A 17,499-nucleotide genomic window follows, 5' to 3' on the forward strand; every position below is an offset into this window, starting at 1 on the left:
ATACACATCATGCCGAAACAAGGCAATTTTGTTTCTTTTTGATATGTAAATTAATGGATTGACGGGCTTCCCTGCCTGCCTCGGATGTTGCAAGTTCGGCCTTATGCGCGGTACAGCGCCCGGGTTTCGCCCAAGGTTTCGGCGATGCGCGCCATGTGCTTGCTCACCCGCTCCAGCCAGCGCTGCGCGGTCAATTGCTCCAGCGCGGCAGCGGCGCTGATGCGGTAGTTCGCCGCCCCTTCAACAACCGCGCGGCGGGCCGTGCCCTGTTGCTCGTGTACCCAGCCGCTGATCTGGCGCAGCTCCTCGGTCACATCCTCACGCAGCGCCAGGCCCTCATCGCCCAACCAGTCGGCGCTGCGCTCCAGCGCGGGGGCCAGGCGCTGGGCCAGCTCGGCCAGTGAGGGGTGCTCGCGCAGCACGTCGGCATGCGCTATGCCGTCCAAATCGTCGCGCAGCACGCGGGTTTGGTCCATCAAGAACAGCAGGTGAATCAGGCGTTGTTGGTCGTTGGCCGATTGCGGCACGGGCAGCGTGGCCAGGTAGGCATCGACGGCGATGAGCAGCTTGTCCAGCGACATGCCGCTTTTGCTGGCCGCCAGCGGCTGGCCTTGCAAGCGGTGCGACAGCAGCGTGCAGCTATCGGCCAGGCCCAGGCAGAGGGTTTTCTCTGCCGCCGCAATGGCCAGCGCAGGCACCGATTGCAGCGAATTGTCCAGATAGCGCAGCGCGGGCGGGGCCGACTCTTTCACCAAACGGCTGGCCATGCCCGCCAGCAGCGAGGTTTGCGGCAAGAACACCAGCGCGCCCAGCACACTGAAGGCGGTGTGAAAAGCCGCCAGCGCCACGGCATGGTTGACGCCGCCCATGGCGGGCGCCCAGGTCTGCATGGCGTACAAGAACAGCGGCTGCAGCGCCACCAAAGCCAGCACGGCCGAGCACAGGTTGAACAGCAAATGCACCAGTGCGGTGCGCTTGGCGCTGGCGCTGCCGCCGGTAGCGGCCAGCAGCGCAGTGGCGGTGGTGCCGATGTTCTGGCCGATAACCAGCGAGGTGGCCTGATCAAAGTCGATGGCGCCGCTGGAGAGCGCCGCCAGCGTGGTGGCCAGCGCGGCGCTGGAGGCCTGCAACAGAATCGTCATGACGATGCCGATGGCCACCAGTATCAGGCGCGTGCGCCAACTGGAATCGGAAAACGGGGTGAAATCCACCCTCTGGGCCATGTCGGCCATGGCCTGCTGCAAGAAGTCGATGCCCACGAAGATCAGCCCGAAGCCCGCCATCGCCAGCCCCACCAGCGCCATGCGGTGCTTGCCCAGCAGCTTCATGATCGCGCCCAGGCCCAGCAGCGGCATGGCCAGGCTGGAGATGGAGAACTTCATGCCCAGCAGCGCCACGATCCAGCCCGTGCTGGTGGAGCCGATGTTGGCGCCGATGATGACGCCGATGGCGTTCTGAAAACTCAGCAGGCCGGCACTGACGAAGCCGATGGTGGCCATGGTCGTGGCGGTGGAGGACTGCACGGCGGCCGTGGCCCCCATGCCGGCGAGCATGGCTTTGAAGGGTCGGCCCGTCAGCCGCGCCAGGCCGGTGCGCAGCGATTCGCCGGCCATGGCCTTGAGGCTGTCAGACATCAACACCATGCCCAGCAGGAACAGGCCAATGCCGCCTGCGAGCAGGCTAAGGGTGGCGAACATGGGGCAATCCTTGGCTGTTGCAGCGTCTCAACGGCGGCGTTACGCGCAGTGCCGGGCGATCAGCGCCTTGACCTGCGCTGCATCGGCGGGCAGCACCTGCACGCGGCGCGGCAAGTCTTCGATGCCTTCCAGGCCCGCGGGGCGCTCGGGCTCGCGGCCCAGGGCTTCGCGGATGGTGGCGGCGAATTTGATGGGCAGGGCCGTCTCCAGCACGATCATGGGCACGCCGGGGCGCTGGTGCTGGCGGGCGACCTTCACGCCGTCGGCGGTGTGGGTGTCGATCATCACGCCGTGTTGCTCGTACACATTGCGAATGGTGGCCAGGCGGTCGGCGTGGGTGCTTTTGCCGCTGGCCCAGGCTTGCCCACGATCGCGCCAGGCTTGCAGCTCGGCGGGCAGGCTGAATTCACCTTTTTGTGCCAGCGCGTCAGCAAACAGGGCTTGGACGCGCTCGCCGTCGCGGTTCAGCACGTCGGCCACGAAACGCTCGAAGTTGCTGGCCTTGCTGATGTCCATGCTGGGGCTGCTGGTCTCAAACGTGTCGCTGCTCGCGCGCACGCGGTAGCGGCCGGTGCGAAAGAACTCGTCGAGCACGTCGTTTTCGTTCGTGGCCACCACCAGTTGCCCGATGGGCAGGCCCATCATGCGCGCCACGTGGCCCGCGCAGACGTTGCCGAAGTTGCCGCTGGGTACGGTGAAATCGACTGGCTCGTCATCCGATTGGGTGGCTTGGAAGTAGCCCGCAAAGTAGTAAACCACCTGCGCCAGCAACCGCGCCCAGTTGATGGAGTTGACGGTGCCGATCTGGTGCTGGCGCTTGAAGGCCAAGTCATTGCTCACGGCCTTGACGATGTCCTGGCAGTCGTCAAACACGCCTTCGATGGCGATGTTGTGGATGTTCTCGTCTTGCAGGCTGAACATCTGCGCCTGCTGAAAGGCGCTCATGCGCCCGTGCGGGCTGAGCATAAAGACGCGGATGCCCTGCTTGCCGCGCATGGCGTATTCGGCGGCGCTGCCGGTGTCGCCGCTGGTGGCGCCCAGGATATTTAGTTGCTGGCCGCGCCGGGCCAGTTCGTACTCGAACAGATTGCCCAGCAGTTGCATGGCCATGTCTTTGAAAGCCAGCGTGGGGCCGTTGGAGAGGGCTTCTAGGTAGAAGTCGTCCGTCAGTTTTTTCAGCGGCGTGATTTCGGGCGTGCCGAAGACTTGCTGTGTGTAGGTCTTGTCGCAAATGGCACGCAGATCGGCGGCGGGGATGTCGTCGATGTAGAGGCTGAGGATCTCAAACGCCAGCGCGGCATAGCCTTGCTGCTGGTACACGGCGCGCAGACGCGCCAAGTCGGCGGTGCTGAGCTGCGGATAGCGCTCGGGCAGGTACAAGCCGCCATCGGGCGCCAGCCCTTCGAGCAGGATGTCGCAGAACTGGCGGGGGGTGGCGTCGCCACGGGTGGAGAGATAGTGCATGGTGTTCAAAAATGGAGGGAAGCCATGCCACAAAGTCGATGTCATGGCAAAGGTGTTCAAACGCCGCTCCAACGCCACAACGCAAGGACGGGAGGGCGGCCTGCCCGATACTACCGGGCGTCGCATTATTTTTGGAGAACCATGCAGGCTGTTGCAGCGCTTACCCCAACCCAATTGAGCGATTTTCTGCTCAACGTCGCCACTGTGCGCCCAGTCTTCATCTGGGGGCCGCCAGGCATTGGCAAATCGGCCTTGGTGGAGCAGTTTGCCGCCAGTGTGGGCCTGCCTTGTGTGTCGCTGCTGGGCAGCCAATTGGCGCCGGAAGACCTGATGGGGGTGCCGCAAATCCAGGACGGCGTCACCCGCTTTTGCCCGCCAGCGATGATTGCCCGCAGCGAGCCGTACTGCCTGTTCCTGGACGAACTCAATGCCTGTTCGCAGGATGTGCAAAAGGCGTTTTACAGCCTCATCCTCGACCGCCGCGTGGGCGAATACGAGTTGCCCGCCGGCTCCATCGTCATCGGTGCGGGCAACCGCGCGCAGGATTCGGCCATCGTCAAGCCCATGTCCTCGGCGCTGATGAACCGCATGGTGCATGTGCATATGAAAGTCTCGGCCAGCCAGTGGCTGCAATGGGCTGCCGGGGCCGGGCTACACCCGCTGGTGATCGAATATCTGACCCAGCGCCCCGACCACTTGTGGAGCGCGCCGCCGCGCCATGAGGAGCCGTTTTCCACCCCGCGCGCCTGGCACATGGTCAGCGATGCCCTGCAAGCTTTCCACGGCACGCCGCCACCGTGGATGCTGGAAGCCATCGCCAGCGGCTGCCTGTCCCCGCAGCACGCGGCCCAATTCAAGGCATTCGGCAAACTGGCCGACGACCGCCACCGGCTCGATGCCATCTTCAAAGGCGAGGCGCGCTGGCCGCATGCGCCGCAAGACCGCGACGTGCTGTACTTTCTGGCACAAGCCTTCCGCGCCCGCCTTTTGAAAACCCTGCCGGCGGAGAAAAACCTGGTCAGCGGCGAGGTGCAGGCATTTGTTCACGCCAGTAAAAGCATGCTCAAAGACCTGGCGCAAATCAGTCTGGAAATGGCGCAAATCGTGGTGGCCGAAGAAAACGGCCAAACCCTGCCCGCCTGGTACATGGTGGAAGTGATCCGCGACTTGCCGCGCCTGGTGGAGCGGCGCGCCGAGAGCAAGGCATGAAAAAAGCCGCTGCGCACAACAACCCTGCGACAAAGGCTTATGAAGCGGGCGTGGCGATGCTGCGCCAGCACCCGGTATTTGGCCGCCTGCATGGGCATGTGCGCTGGGTGCGGTCGGCGCGTTCGGAAAAATCCTCTCCCCACATGCCGCCTTTTGCGGCTGATGCCTGGCTGCGGCTGGAACGCTGGGAGGTGATCCACGTCCACCCCAAGCGGCTGGCCGATCCCGCCGAATGGGCCTATGTGCTGGCGCGCGGCTTGCTGGTGTACGCCTTGGAGCAGTGGCAGCCCGATCATGGCGATTGGGTCGCCTGGAGCGCCGCCTGCGACGTGGTGGGCGCACGGTTTTTGCACAGCATCAAGTTTGGCCGCGCTCCGCAGGACATGGCCTTGCCGCCAGACTTGCCGCAATGGGACGAAGCACGCTGGTACCACGCGTTTTGTGAAGACGACATCCCCGGCTGGGCCGCCAACCTCAGCCTGGGCGGCAGGGCATCGGCCAGCCTGCAAGCGCCTGCTGATTGGGGGGAGCGCCCCCGCTTCCATGCCTATGGCAGCGGTTGGCGCTGGGCCGATGCCTTTGCCGCAGGCATTGCCGAATCGGTCACGCAAGCGGTGGAAGTGGCCGCGGGCCTGCGTGACGGCCTGGGCGGGGAACGGCACGCAGGCGGTGAAGGCCGCGGGCTGCGCCCAGCCACCCGGCGGGCGCTGGACTGGTTCATCGGCAGCTTTCCCCTGCTGGGCAGCATGGTGGCCGCGTTCGAATTCATCGAAGACGCCGAGCTGTGCCGCCGCGAGGACATCAGCGTGGCCGCCGTGGATGAAACCCTGCGCACTGTGTACCTGAACCCAGCCGCGGCCTTGAGCGAGGAAGAAACCCGCTTCGTCATCGCCCATGAAGTGCTGCATGTGGCACTGCGCCACCGCGATCGCTGCCAGGGGCGCGAACCGTACCTGTGGAACGTGGCCTGCGACTTTGTCATCAACGACTGGCTGATGCAGATGCAAGTGGGCACCCCGCCAGCGCTCGGCCTGTTGTACGACCCGCAGCTCAAAGGCCTGTCGGCCGAAGACGTGTACCACCGCCTCACGCACGACCTGCGCCGCGCGCGCAAGCTCTGCACCCTGGCCGGGCGGCGCGGCGACATGCTCGATGCCCCCATTGGCCAGCCACGCGCGCCGTTCACCGATCTGGATGCCTTCTGCCGCGAGCAACTGGGCAAGGGCTTGCTGCTGCACCAGGCCCAATGCCGCGGTTTTCTGCCCGCCGGGCTGCTGGAAGAAATCCAGGCGCTCTTGCAACCGCCCATCCCGTGGGAGGTGGAGCTGGCGCGCTGGTTCGACCACCACTTCCCGCCGCTGGAAACCCGCCGCAACTGGGCGCGGCTTTCGCGCCGCCAATCCAGCACGCCGGATATTCCGCGCCCGCATCGCGGCCCCGATCCGGACAAGCGCGATGGCCGCACCTTCGGCGTGGTGCTGGATACCTCCGGCTCCATGAGCCGCCAGACGCTGGCGCGCGCGCTGGGCGCCATTGCCAGCTATGCCGAGGCCAAGGACGTACCCGCCGTGCGCCTGGTCTGCTGCGATGCCGCCGCCTACGACCTGGGCTACATGCCCGCCAGCGACATCGCCCACCGCGTGCAACTCAAGGGCCGTGGCGGCACCGTGCTGCAGCCGGGCATCGACTTGTTGCAAACCACGCCCGACTTCCCCAAGGACGGCCCCTTGCTCATCATCACCGATGGTGATTGCGATGCCTTCACCGTGCGCCGCCCCCACGCCATCTTGCTGCCGCACGGCCACCGCCTGCCTTTCGCCGCGCGCGGCGAAGTGTTTCACATGACTTGAGCGCTCGCCCCGCGCCTACTCTCAACCGGCGGCCCCAAACGTGCGGAAGGTGCGAAACGTCAAATTCACCCTTGGCGCATGCACGCGCGCCGATTTCATGAGCGCGTGCTGCCAGTGGCTTTGCGTGGCGCCGCGCATCACGATGAGCTGGCCGTGTTGCAGCAGCATCTCGCGCTTCTCGCCACTGCGTTTGTGCCTGAAGGCAAATGTGCGCGCTGCCCCGAAGCTGAGGGAGGCAATCACCGTCTCGGGCCCCAATTCTTTTTCATCGTCGCTATGCCAGGCCATGCCTTGCGAGCCGTCGCGATAAAGATTGAGCAGGCAGGAGTTGAACACGGTGGGGCTGATGGGGGCGATGGCGGCTTCCACCTGGCGCTTGATCGCCAGCAGCGTCGCGCTCCAGGGCGTGGCGGTGCGCGTGACGCCGGAGTAGGTGTAGGCAAACGCCGCATCGCCCACCCAGGCCACTTGCCGCGCGGTGGTGATGCGCCTGCCATAGATCACCACCTCGTCATGCCGCCACGGCGTGTGCGCCAGCAAGGCGGCCAAATGCGCATCGGCCTCTGGCGGGGCAAACAGCGGGCCGTAATCGTTGACGATGCCGTCGCAGGGCAGCAGGTTGGCTGCCGGATCGGGCGGTGCAAGGTCGAAAAGCCAGGGCATGGGCGAGTTTCCTCAAAAGGGCTGTGGGTGGGCGCGGGCAATCGCCAGCGCTCCCGCTTGCGGCGCTTGCAGGCGATTGCAGGCGCTTGCAGGCACTTGAAATCTCCAGCGGCGGCCTTAGCTCCTAGAGCGTGTTCAGAGTCTCGTGCAGGGATTTTGAACAGACTCCTACACCAACGCTTATCGTCGCCAATCGCCGCCACTTTCCGTTGGCGGCTTCTATTTGGCTTTTCACTTTGGCCTTTCAAGAATTCACCATGTCCGCATCTGAGCACAACCCCAACCCCGAGCCTATCGACCCCATCGCAGGCATCCAATCCATCGCCAGCCAGGGCGAGCCGCTCGATGTCAATGAAGAGCTGGCCGGTCTGTACGCCGAGGTGGAAAGCCTCAAGGCCCAAGCCGCCGAGGCCCAGGCGCTGCAAGCCAAGAATGCCGAGCTGGCCGACCAATACCTGCGCGCCAAGGCCGAAGCCGACAACGCCCGCCGCCGCGCCGATGAGGATGTGGCCAAGGCGCGCAAATTCGGCATCGAATCCTTTGCGCAAGATTTGCTCTCCGTGGCCGACAGCCTGGACGCCGCGCTGGCCATTGATGCCGCCAGCGCTGAGCAATTGCTCGAAGGCACGCGCGCGATGCAAAACCAGTTGCTGTCGGTGTTCGAGCGCCACAAGCTCAGCCCCATTGCGCCAGAGGTGGGCAGCAAGTTCGACCCCAACATCCACCAGGCCATCAGCGCCGTGCCCTCGGAGCTGGAAAGCGGCGCCATCGTCTCCGTGCTGCAAAAAGGCTACCGCATTGCCGAGCGCGTCCTGCGCCCTGCGCTGGTGATGGTGGCTGCCTAAACTATTTCAATCATAGGAAAATGAGATTCATATACAACATGCCTAAACGGCATGGTTTATTTTCCTATTGATTGCCAAAAATAGCCATTCTGGCGTGTCCACAATTTTTTAGGCATCCCCCTTGAAGGCCGCAAGGCCATCCTTAGATAGCGATCAATGCGATGGCCTTGCACGGGCCATCACCACAAAATCCAACCGGAGTAAAGCAACATGGCAAAAATCATCGGTATCGATCTGGGTACAACCAATAGCTGCGTTTCCGTCATGGAAGGCAACTCCACCCGCGTGATCGAGAACAGCGAAGGCGCGCGCACCACGCCCTCCATCGTGGCCTATCAGGACGGGGGCGAAATCCTCGTGGGCGCATCGGCCAAGCGCCAGGCCGTCACCAACGCGGCCAACACCATCTACGCTGTCAAGCGCCTGATCGGCCGCCGCTTTGGCGATGCCGAGGTGCAAAAGGACATCGACAAGATGCCCTACAAAATCATCAAGGCCGACAACGGCGACGCCTGGGTCGAAGCCCGTGGCGACAAACTCGCGCCCCAGCAAGTCAGCGCCGAAATCCTGCGCAAGATGAAGAAAACCGCCGAGGACTTCCTGGGCGAGCCCGTGACCGAAGCCGTCATCACCGTGCCGGCCTACTTCAACGACGCCCAGCGCCAGGCCACCAAGGATGCCGGCCGCATCGCCGGGCTGGAAGTCAAGCGCATCATCAACGAGCCTACCGCTGCGGCCCTGGCCTTCGGCCTGGACAAGGCCGGCAAAGGCGACCGCAAGATCGCCGTGTACGACTTGGGCGGCGGCACGTTTGACGTGTCCATCATCGAAATCGCCGACGTCGATGGCGAAAAGCAGTTCGAGGTGCTCTCCACCAACGGCGACACCTTCCTGGGCGGCGAGGACTTCGACCAGCGCATCATCAACTACATCATCGATGAGTTCAAAAAGGAGCAAGGCGCCGACCTCTCCAAGGACGTGCTGGCCCTGCAACGCCTGAAGGAAGCGGCTGAAAAAGCCAAGATCGAGCTGTCCAACAGCACGCAGACCGACATCAACCTGCCCTACATCACCGCCGATGCCTCTGGCCCCAAGCACCTGAACATCAAGCTCACGCGCGCCAAGCTGGAGTCGCTGGTGGACGATCTGATCGAGCGCTCCATCGAGCCTTGCCGCGTGGCCATCAAGGATGCGGGCGTGAAGGTCTCGGACATCGACGACGTGATCCTGGTGGGCGGCCAAACCCGCATGCCCAAGGTGCAGGAGAAGGTCAAGGAGTTCTTCGGCAAGGAGCCGCGCCGCGACGTCAACCCCGACGAAGCCGTGGCCGTGGGCGCAGCCATCCAGGGTCAGGTGCTCTCGGGCGACCGCTCCGACGTGCTGCTGCTGGACGTCACCCCGTTGTCGCTGGGCATTGAAACCCTGGGCGGCGTGATGACCAAGATGATCACCAAGAACACCACCATCCCGACCAAGCACGCGCAGACCTTCTCCACCGCCGACGACAACCAGCCGGCCGTGACCATCAAGGTCTACCAGGGCGAGCGCGAGATGGCCGCAGGCAACAAGCTGCTGGGCGAGTTCAACCTGGAGGGCATCGCCCCCGCGCCGCGCGGCACGCCACAGATCGAGGTGAGCTTCGACATCGACGCCAACGGCATCCTGCACGTCTCGGCCAAGGACAAGGGCACGGGCAAGGAAAACAAGATCACCATCAAGGCCAACTCCGGCCTGAGCGAGGACGAAATCCAGCAAATGGTGAAAGACGCCGAACTCAACGCCGCCGAGGACAAGAAAAAGCTCGAACTGGTGCAGGCCAAAAATGAGGGCGAAGCCGCGCTGCACGGCGTGCGCAAGTCCCTGGCCGAGCATGGCGACAAGCTCGACGCCGCCGACAAGGAGGCCATCGAGAAAGCCGCCGCCGATCTGGAAGCAGCCCTCAAAGGCGACGACAAGGACGCCATCACCAGCCAATCGGCCGCGCTGATGACGGCCAGCCAGAAGCTGGGCGAGAAGGTCTATGCCGAAGCCCAGGCCGCCGCCCGCAACGCCGAAAGCGCCGCCGCAGGCCAGGCCAGCGCCGCCCCCGCCGATGACAACGTCGTCGATGCCGAGGTGAAAGAAGTCAAGAAAGACTGAACGCGCCACTGGCGGCCTGACACACAGCCCATGCGCTGAACCCGCAAACCCAGGCCCCGCATGCGGGGCTTGGGTTTTGTTTCATCCGCCTGGCCATCACGGGGCGTTACGCACGCCCTGCTGACATCCTCAAAAACGAATTCCCCAATGTCCCAACGCGACTATTACGAAGTGCTGGGCGTTCCCAAGAACGCCAGCGACGATGAAATCAAAAAAGCCTACCGCCGCTTTTCCTCCAAGCACCACCCCGACCGCCACCAGGGCGATGAAGCCAAGGCAGCAGCGGAAGAAAAGTTCAAGGAAGGCCAGCGCGCCTACGACGTACTCTCCGACCCGCAAAAGCGCGCCGCCTACGACCAGTACGGCCATGCGGGCGTGGACCCGAACATGCGCGGCGGCTTTGGCGGCGGCGAAGGCTTTGGCGGCTTTGCCGAAGCGTTTGGCGACATCTTTGGCGAGATGTTCAACCAGCGCCGCGGGCGCCAGGTCTACAAAGGCAACGACCTGAGCTACGCCATGGAAATCACGCTGGAAGAAGCCGCCAACGGCAAAGACGCGCAAATCAAAATCCCCTCGTGGGAGGACTGCTCAAGCTGCCACGGCTCGGGCGCGCGCCCAGGCACGGATGTGAAAACCTGCTCCACCTGCCACGGCCACGGCGTGGTGCAAATGAGCCAAGGCTTTTTCAGAGTGCAGCAAACCTGCCCCACCTGCCACGGCAGCGGCAAGATCATTGCCGAGCCTTGCACGCTGTGCCACGGCCAGGGCAAGCTCAAATCGCAAAAAACGCTGGAGATCAAAATCCCCGCCGGCATCGACGACGGCATGCGCATCCGCTCCAGCGGCAATGGCGAGCCCGGCAGCAACGGCGGCCCGCCGGGCGATCTCTACATTGAAGTGCGCGTCAAGCCGCACGACATCTTCGAGCGCGACGGCGACGACCTGCACTGCACCGTACCCGTGAGCATGACCACCGCCGCACTGGGCGGCGAAATCGAAGTGCCCACCTTGAGTGGCAAAGCCGCCATCGACATCCCCGAAGGCACGCAGCCGGGCAAGCAATTTCGCCTGCGCGGCAAGGGCATCAAGGGCTTGCGCTCCAGCGTGGCGGGCGATTTGTACTGCCATATTCAGGTGGAAATCCCGGTCAAGCTCACCGAGTTCCAACGCAAAACCCTCAAGGAGCTCGACGATTCGCTACAAAAAGGCGGCGACAAACACTCGCCCAGCAGCCAATCCTGGAAGGACAAAATCCGGCGCTTTTTCAGCTAATGCGCCATCGGCCGGCGGCGGCGCCCAAGCTTGGGCGCAACCGGGGCCGACCCAAATTGATCCAATCAAAGGAAATTCAACTTCAATAATAAATTGCCGAAACAAGGCAATTTTGTTTCCTTTTGAATTGCATGAAAAAGCATTTCAGCGCCCTGGTTGCCGCTGCACGCATTCGGAGCCATCCTTGGCAACGCGCGCATTCTGCACAAGCACGGGCGTAAAATGACGCCCCTTTTTTGGCCCGCTCACACGCATTTGCCCACCATGCACAAGCTCGTACTGATACGCCACGGCGAATCCACCTGGAACCTTGAAAACCGCTTCACCGGCTGGACGGATGTGGACCTCACCGCCACCGGCGTGGCCCAGGCGCAAGAGGCAGGCCAGCGCCTCAAGGCCGCTGGTTTTGTTTTCGACAAGGCCTACACCAGCGTGCTCAAGCGCGCCATCCACACGCTGTGGCATTGCCTGGATGCGATGGACGCAACCTGGCTGCCGGTGGAGAAATCCTGGCGCCTCAACGAGCGCCACTACGGCGGCCTGCAAGGGCTGAACAAGGCCGACATGGCCCAGCAATACGGCGACGAGCAAGTGCTGATCTGGCGCCGCAGCTACGACACGCCGCCGCCCGCTCTGGAGGCGGGCGATGCGCGCAGCGAGCGCGGCGACCGCCGCTACGAGGGGCTGGCGCCCGAGCAAATCCCGCTGACCGAGTGCCTGAAAGACACCGTTGCGCGCGTACTGCCGTATTGGGAATCGCACATCGCGCCCGATATCCGCGCGGGCAAGCGCCTGGTGATTGCCGCGCATGGCAACTCGCTGCGCGCGCTGGTGAAATACCTCGATGGCATCTCCGATCAGGACATCGTCTCGCTCAACATCCCCAACGGCACGCCGCTGGTGTATGAGCTGGACGAGGCGCTGCGCCCCATCCGCCGCTACTATCTGGAGTCCTGAGTCGTGCCATTGGGCCGCGCGGCTGCGCGCGCCCGCCACCTTGGGGCCGCTTTTCTTCTCTCCCCTCTGATATCTCTCTCTGACATGGGCCAGAAACTCCACATCGCAGGCTGGATCGGCATTGGCGCGCTCGCGGGCACGCTGGCGACTTTCTCCCTGCACTCCACCGCCCGCAACACCGTCGCGCCGCTGCCGCTGGAGGAGATTCAGCAGCTGGCGGCGGTGTATGGCCTGATCAAATCGGACTACGTCGAGTCGGTGGACGACAAAAAACTCATCTCCGACGCCATCTCCGGCATGGTGTCGGGGCTGGATCCGCACTCGCAGTATTTCGACAAAAACAGCTTCAAGGAATTTCGCGAAGGCACGACGGGCCGTTTTGTCGGCGTCGGCATCGAAATCACGCAGGAGGACGGGCTGATTCGCATCGTCTCGCCCATCGAAGGCTCGCCCGCCGACCGCGCCGGGCTGATGACCAACGACCTCATCACCAAAATCGACGACACCGCCGTCAAGGGCCTGAGCCTGACCGAAGCCGTCAAGCGCATGCGCGGCCAGCCACGCACCGATGTGGTGCTGACCATCTTCCGCAAGGACGAAAACCGCACCTTCACCGTCAAGATCACGCGCGAGGAGATCAAAACCCGCTCGGTCAAGGGCGAAGTCATTGAGCCGGGCTACGCCTGGGTGCGCCTGTCGCAATTCCAGGATCGCACGGTGGAAGATTTCGTAAGCAAAATCAACGAGATCTACACCAAAGAGCCGAACCTCAAAGGCCTGGTGCTGGACTTGCGCAACGACCCCGGCGGCCTGCTGGATGCGGCCGTAGCCATCTCGGCGGCCTTCCTGCCCGCCAACGTCAAGGTGGTGAGCACCGACGGCCAACTGCCCGAGAGCAAGGCCACCTACACCACCAAGGCGGCGGACTACACCTCCAAACGCCTGGCCAGCGTGCTGGCAGGCGACCCGCTGCGCCGCCTGCCCGAAGCGCTGAAAAAAGTGCCGCTGGTGGTGCTGGTCAACGAAGGCTCGGCCTCGGCCAGCGAAATCGTCGCCGGCGCGCTGCAAGACCACAAGCGGGCCACCATCATGGGCAGCCAGACCTTTGGCAAAGGCTCGGTGCAAACCGTGCGCCCGCTGGGGCCGGATACGGGCATCAAGCTGACCACGGCGCTGTATTACACGCCCTCGGGCCGCTCCATCCAGGCCAAAGGCATTGAGCCGGACATCGCGCTGGACGAAACCGCCGAAGGCAGCCCCTTTGCCTCGCTGCGCGTGCGCGAGGCCGATTTGCACAAGCACCTGGGCACGGAAGAAGCCCCGGAAGAAGCCGCGCGCAAGGAAAAAGAGCGCGAGGCCGCCATCAAGCGGCTGGAGGAAGAAAACAAGGCCAACGAAGGCCAGCCCGCCCGCCGTCTGCCGCAGTTCGGCTCGCCCGAGGACTTCCAGTTGCAGCAAGCGCTCAACCAGCTCAAGGGCCTGCCGGTGCAAGTGGCCAAGGCCAAGGATGAGAAAGAGGCCGCGCCAGCCCAGGCTGAGCCAGGCAAGTGAGGCGGGCGTCTGGCGCCCGGCACGGAAAAAGCGGCGGGTTTCTCGCCGCTTTTTTCATGGGCGTTGAATTTCAATCAAAGTGAAATTATTTTCATGCATAACATTCCATAACAGCATGATTTTATTTCCTTTGATTTGTAAAAAATCCCCGCTTCAAGGTATGCGGCAACGCCGTCGCTCATGCGCTGCCAGGAGGCTCTCAGGGATAATCCGCATCCGTTTGCAGGCCCTGCGCCTTCACCCCCATTTCGCCTTTATCCCGCTTTTTTATCCCGCCTTTTTTGGCCCGCTTTTTGTTTCGCCCTTTGCCATGACCCCTGAGCTACTTCTCGAACAACTGCAACACATCGTCGGCGCCGAGCACGCCCGCAACGACGGCGACCTCAGCGCCTGGGAGCAAGACTGGCGCCAACTGGCCCAGGGCCGCGCGCTGGCGGTGGTCTCGCCCGCCAATACCGAGCAAGTCGCCGCCGTCGTGCAAGCCTGCGCGGCAGCCAAAAAGGCAGGGCTGGGCGTGTCCATCGTGCCGCAGGGCGGCAACACCGGGCTGGTGCTGGGCAGCACGCCCGACGACTCCGGCATGCAAGTGGTGCTCAGCCTGCGCCGCATGAACAGCGTGCGCGCCATCGACCGGCATAACCTCTCCATCACGGTGGATGCCGGCTGCATCCTGCAAAACGTGCAAGAGGCCGCCGCCGCCCAGGGCCTGCTGTTCCCCTTGAGCCTGGCGGCCGAAGGCAGCTGCGTCATCGGCGGCAATCTGGCGGCCAATGCGGGCGGCACGCAAGTGGTGCGCTATGGCAACACGCGCGAGCTGTGCCTGGGGCTGGAGGTGGTGACTGCCGATGGCCAGATCTGGCACGGCCTCTCGGGCCTGCGCAAGAACAACACCGGCTACGACCTGCGCCATTTGATGATCGGCAGCGAGGGCACGCTGGGCATCATCACCGCCGCCACCATGAAGCTCTACCCCCAGCCTGCGGCCGTGTGCTGCGCCTGGCTGGCCGTCGATTCGCTAGAGAGCGCCGTGGGCCTGCTGGCGCTGGCGCAGCAGCATCTGCACTCGGGCCTGACCGGCTTTGAAACCATGGAGAGCGACGCCCTGCGCCTGGTGGAAAAACACATGCCGCACATGCGCATGCCCATTGATGTGGCCGCCGGCCAGGCCTTCGTGCTGCTGGAATACTCTGACGACGAAAGCGAAGACCGCGCCCGCGCGCGCCTGGAGGGGCTGCTCGAAGCGGCCTTCGAAGCCGAGCTGCTGACCGACGGCGCCGTAGCGCAAAGCCTGGAGCAAGCCCAGCGCATGTGGGACATCCGCGAGCACATCACCCTGGCCCAGGCGGCCGAGGGCCTGCACCTCAAGCACGACATCTCCGTGCCCACCTCCAGCATCCCCGCCTTCGTGCAGCGCGCCAAAGAGGCTTTGCAGCAGGCGCTGCCCGGCGCGCGCGTCATCAACTTCGGCCACCTGGGCGACGGCAACCTGCACTTCAACGTGCAAGCGCCCGAAGGGGCCGATCCGCGCCAGTTTGTCGATACCTGCCAGCGCCAGGCCGAAGCCGCCATTTACGACTGCGTGGCGGCGTTTGACGGCTCCTTCTCCGCCGAGCACGGCGTGGGCCGCCTCAAGCGCCACGACCTGGCCCGCTACAAAGACCCTGTAGCCCTGGGCATGATGCGCGCCATCAAAACCGCGCTGGACCCGCTCAACCTGCTCAACCCCCACGCCTTGCTGCCCGATGCGGCGGCCTGAGGCCAAGGCCATTCATGCCCTACCCCAAGCCATGGAAAAGCCATGCCGACCAACTGGCGCAGTTGATTGAGCGGGGCATGGCCGTCGCCGATCCGGCCCTCGCCGCAGAGAGCCTGGCGCGCATCGGCTACTACCGGCTTAGCGGCTATTGGTTTGCGTTTCGCCAGCGCAGCGGCGAGGTGTGCATGCTGGATGACAAGGGCGCCAAGCCGCGCCACGTCCGCACGCAGCGGCTGGTGCTGGACGTCTTCCGCGCAGGCGCGACGTTTCAAAATGCGGTGGACCTGTATGTGTTCGACAAGCGCTTGCGCCTGCTGGCGCTGGATGCGCTGGAACGCATCGAAGTGGTTTTGCGGGCCGATATTGCCCACACGCTGGGCCAACTCGACCCTTTCGCCTATATGAGGCCAGAGCTGTTGCACGCCGACTTCAGCACGCGCCTGGATCAAAACAGCGGCTTGAGCAAGCATCACACCTGGCTGAGCAAGCATGCGCAACTCATTGGCCGCTCCAAAGAGGAGTTTGTGCGCCACAACCGCGAAAAATACGGCCTGCCGCTGGCGATCTGGGTGGCTTGCGAGGTGTGGGACTTTGGCACCTTGTCAACGCTGTTCAGCGGTATGCGCGAAGGCGAGCAAGATGCCATTGCCAGCAGATACGGCCTGCGCAACGGGCGCATCTTCGCCACCTGGCTGCGCAGCCTGAACTACCTGCGCAACGTCTGCGCGCACCACAGCCGTTTATGGAACCGCAACATCGTCGATCAACCCAAGCTGCCCCCCAGCGATGAGTTGCCTTGGGTAGCGCCCTTTGAGCAAGACAATCACGCACGCGCGCGCTGTTTTCTGCTGCTGAAAATCATCCGCCATTTGCTGCGCGTCATCCATCCGCGCTCAAGTTGGCCAAAGGCGATGCGCCAGCATCTGCACTCCTTCCCGAATCTGGCGCATCTCGATCTCAACCTGGCGGGCATGGGCGCGCCAGATCATTGGGATGCTGCATGGTGAGCGCCTGCGCCCACAGCCAAGCCATGAAAAAACCCCTCAGCAGCTCTTCCAACCGAGGTTGGCGTCGCCGAGAGGGGCCGTGTTGGGGGCGATTCTAATTTTTTCCATTGAGCAACGCTATATAAACCCCCACGGTCAATCACCGTTTCAGAACTTGTACGCCCCCTATGCCCGCCGCCAATCCCCCGCCCTCCGACCAATACGAAACTCTGCTGCGCCATGTGTTCGAGCACGGCACGCCCAAGGCCGACCGCACGGGCACGGGCACGCGCAGCGTGTTCGGCTACCAGATGCGCTTTGATCTGTCGCAGGGCTTTCCGCTGGTGACGACCAAGAAAGTCCACCTCAAATCCATCATCTGCGAGCTGCTGTGGTTTTTGCGCGGCGATGGCAATGCGCGTTGGCTGCAAGAGCGCGGCGTGACGATTTGGGATGAGTGGGCCGATCCGCAAACGGGCGATCTCGGCCCGGTCTATGGCGTGCAGTGGCGCTCATGGCCCACGCCCGATGGCCGCCACATCGACCAGATCGCCCAGGTCATCGAGACGCTGAAACACAACCCCGATTCGCGCCGCATCATCGTCAGCGCCTGGAACGTGGCCGAGCTGGACCAGATGGCGCTGATGCCCTGCCATGCGTTCTTCCAGTTCTATGTGGCCGATGGGCGGCTCTCGTGCCAGCTCTACCAGCGCAGCGCCGATTTGTTTCTGGGCGTGCCCTTCAACATCGCCAGCTATGCGCTGCTCACGCACATGGTGGCGCAGCAAACGGGCTTGCAGGTGGGCGACTTCATCTGGACGGGCGGCGACTGCCACATTTACGACAACCACGTGCAGCAGGTGCGCGAGCAACTCTCGCGCACACCTTACCCGTATCCGCAACTGCACATCGCACGCCGGCCAGCATCGATCTTTGATTACGCCTACGAGGATTTCGAGGTGCGCGATTACCAGCACCACCCGGCCATCAAGGCCCCGGTGGCGGTTTGATCCTTTATAACAAATCAAAGTGAATTCAATTTCAATACCATGTTGCCAAAACAAGGTTATTTTATTTACTATTGATTTATAAAAAATTCTGTTCGGCCCA

The 17,499-nt window shown here is 63.5% G+C and carries 13 protein-coding genes; 10 read left to right on the forward strand and 3 right to left on the reverse strand.

The window, feature by feature from the left end:
* Positions 1 to 101: 101 nt before the first annotated feature.
* Positions 102 to 1,697, reverse strand: coding sequence for a Na/Pi cotransporter family protein (locus EBQ26_RS09820; RefSeq protein ID WP_122238838.1), 1,596 nt, complete (start codon positions 1,695 to 1,697; stop codon positions 102 to 104).
* 39 nt (positions 1,698 to 1,736) lie between these two features.
* Entirely contained in the window at positions 1,737 to 3,161 is a 1,425-nt protein-coding gene (gene thrC / locus EBQ26_RS09825; protein ID WP_122238875.1) for a threonine synthase, read from the reverse strand.
* A gap of 141 nt (positions 3,162 to 3,302) precedes the next feature.
* On the opposite strand from thrC, the gene EBQ26_RS09830 reads away from it, so the two are divergent.
* Both EBQ26_RS09830 and EBQ26_RS09835 read left to right on the forward strand, forming a co-directional pair.
* On the forward strand, positions 3,303 to 4,370 hold the full coding sequence (locus EBQ26_RS09830; protein ID WP_122238839.1) for an AAA family ATPase: 1,068 nt from the start codon (positions 3,303 to 3,305) through the stop codon (positions 4,368 to 4,370).
* Positions 4,367 to 6,220: a vWA domain-containing protein gene (locus EBQ26_RS09835; RefSeq protein WP_122238840.1), complete on the forward strand. Its 1,854-nt coding sequence runs from the start codon at positions 4,367 to 4,369 to the stop codon at positions 6,218 to 6,220. The genes EBQ26_RS09830 and EBQ26_RS09835 overlap by 4 nt, the downstream gene beginning before the upstream one ends.
* Positions 6,221 to 6,241: 21 nt before the next feature.
* Here EBQ26_RS09835 and EBQ26_RS09840 read toward each other — a convergent pair whose 3' ends face one another.
* Positions 6,242 to 6,883 carry an alpha-ketoglutarate-dependent dioxygenase AlkB family protein gene (locus EBQ26_RS09840; RefSeq protein WP_122238841.1) on the reverse strand — a complete coding sequence of 214 codons (642 nt, stop codon included), beginning with the start codon at positions 6,881 to 6,883 and terminating at the stop codon, positions 6,242 to 6,244.
* A gap of 257 nt (positions 6,884 to 7,140) precedes the next feature.
* Here EBQ26_RS09840 and grpE point away from each other — a divergent pair, with 257 nt between their 5' ends.
* The 8 genes from grpE to EBQ26_RS09880 all read left to right on the forward strand — a co-directional run bounded on the left by grpE (position 7,141) and on the right by EBQ26_RS09880 (position 17,399).
* Entirely contained in the window at positions 7,141 to 7,728 is a 588-nt protein-coding gene (gene grpE, locus EBQ26_RS09845) for a nucleotide exchange factor GrpE (RefSeq protein WP_122238876.1), read from the forward strand.
* Between the two features lie 210 nt (positions 7,729 to 7,938).
* On the forward strand, positions 7,939 to 9,867 hold the full coding sequence (gene dnaK / locus EBQ26_RS09850; RefSeq protein WP_122238842.1) for a molecular chaperone DnaK: 1,929 nt from the start codon (positions 7,939 to 7,941) through the stop codon (positions 9,865 to 9,867).
* A gap of 147 nt (positions 9,868 to 10,014) precedes the next feature.
* Positions 10,015 to 11,139 (forward strand): molecular chaperone DnaJ, encoded by a 1,125-nt coding sequence (gene dnaJ, locus EBQ26_RS09855; protein WP_122238843.1) that lies wholly within the window; start codon positions 10,015 to 10,017, stop codon positions 11,137 to 11,139.
* Between the two features lie 264 nt (positions 11,140 to 11,403).
* Positions 11,404 to 12,096, forward strand: a complete 693-nt coding sequence (gene gpmA / locus EBQ26_RS09860; protein ID WP_122238877.1) for a 2,3-diphosphoglycerate-dependent phosphoglycerate mutase — start codon at positions 11,404 to 11,406, stop codon at positions 12,094 to 12,096.
* Positions 12,097 to 12,180: 84 nt separating this feature from the next.
* Positions 12,181 to 13,647, forward strand: coding sequence for a S41 family peptidase (locus tag EBQ26_RS09865; RefSeq protein ID WP_122238844.1), 1,467 nt, complete (start codon positions 12,181 to 12,183; stop codon positions 13,645 to 13,647).
* 310 nt (positions 13,648 to 13,957) lie between these two features.
* Positions 13,958 to 15,403, forward strand: a complete 1,446-nt coding sequence (locus EBQ26_RS09870) for an FAD-binding oxidoreductase (RefSeq protein ID WP_122238878.1) — start codon at positions 13,958 to 13,960, stop codon at positions 15,401 to 15,403.
* Between the two features lie 14 nt (positions 15,404 to 15,417).
* Positions 15,418 to 16,410 carry an Abi family protein gene (locus EBQ26_RS09875; RefSeq protein WP_122238845.1) on the forward strand — a complete coding sequence of 331 codons (993 nt, stop codon included), beginning with the start codon at positions 15,418 to 15,420 and terminating at the stop codon, positions 16,408 to 16,410.
* 167 nt (positions 16,411 to 16,577) lie between these two features.
* Positions 16,578 to 17,399, forward strand: a complete 822-nt coding sequence (locus tag EBQ26_RS09880) for a thymidylate synthase (RefSeq protein ID WP_122238846.1) — start codon at positions 16,578 to 16,580, stop codon at positions 17,397 to 17,399.
* Positions 17,400 to 17,499 lie beyond the last annotated feature (100 nt).

Origin of the sequence: Allofranklinella schreckenbergeri, from assembly GCF_003703475.1 — a bacterium.
Classification (GTDB): Bacteria; Pseudomonadota; Gammaproteobacteria; order Burkholderiales; family Burkholderiaceae_C; genus Lampropedia; species Lampropedia schreckenbergeri.

Coding starts and splice junctions, on each gene's coding strand:
- EBQ26_RS09820 (WP_122238838.1), bottom strand. CDS start 1,697: ATGTTCGCCACCCTTAGCCTGCTCGCAGGCGGCATTGGCCTGTTCCTG.
- thrC (WP_122238875.1), bottom strand. CDS start 3,161: ATGCACTATCTCTCCACCCGTGGCGACGCCACCCCCCGCCAGTTCTGC.
- EBQ26_RS09830 (WP_122238839.1), top strand. CDS start 3,303: ATGCAGGCTGTTGCAGCGCTTACCCCAACCCAATTGAGCGATTTTCTG.
- EBQ26_RS09835 (WP_122238840.1), top strand. CDS start 4,367: ATGAAAAAAGCCGCTGCGCACAACAACCCTGCGACAAAGGCTTATGAA.
- EBQ26_RS09840 (WP_122238841.1), bottom strand. CDS start 6,883: ATGCCCTGGCTTTTCGACCTTGCACCGCCCGATCCGGCAGCCAACCTG.
- grpE (WP_122238876.1), top strand. CDS start 7,141: ATGTCCGCATCTGAGCACAACCCCAACCCCGAGCCTATCGACCCCATC.
- dnaK (WP_122238842.1), top strand. CDS start 7,939: ATGGCAAAAATCATCGGTATCGATCTGGGTACAACCAATAGCTGCGTT.
- dnaJ (WP_122238843.1), top strand. CDS start 10,015: ATGTCCCAACGCGACTATTACGAAGTGCTGGGCGTTCCCAAGAACGCC.
- gpmA (WP_122238877.1), top strand. CDS start 11,404: ATGCACAAGCTCGTACTGATACGCCACGGCGAATCCACCTGGAACCTT.
- EBQ26_RS09865 (WP_122238844.1), top strand. CDS start 12,181: ATGGGCCAGAAACTCCACATCGCAGGCTGGATCGGCATTGGCGCGCTC.
- EBQ26_RS09870 (WP_122238878.1), top strand. CDS start 13,958: ATGACCCCTGAGCTACTTCTCGAACAACTGCAACACATCGTCGGCGCC.
- EBQ26_RS09875 (WP_122238845.1), top strand. CDS start 15,418: ATGCCCTACCCCAAGCCATGGAAAAGCCATGCCGACCAACTGGCGCAG.
- EBQ26_RS09880 (WP_122238846.1), top strand. CDS start 16,578: ATGCCCGCCGCCAATCCCCCGCCCTCCGACCAATACGAAACTCTGCTG.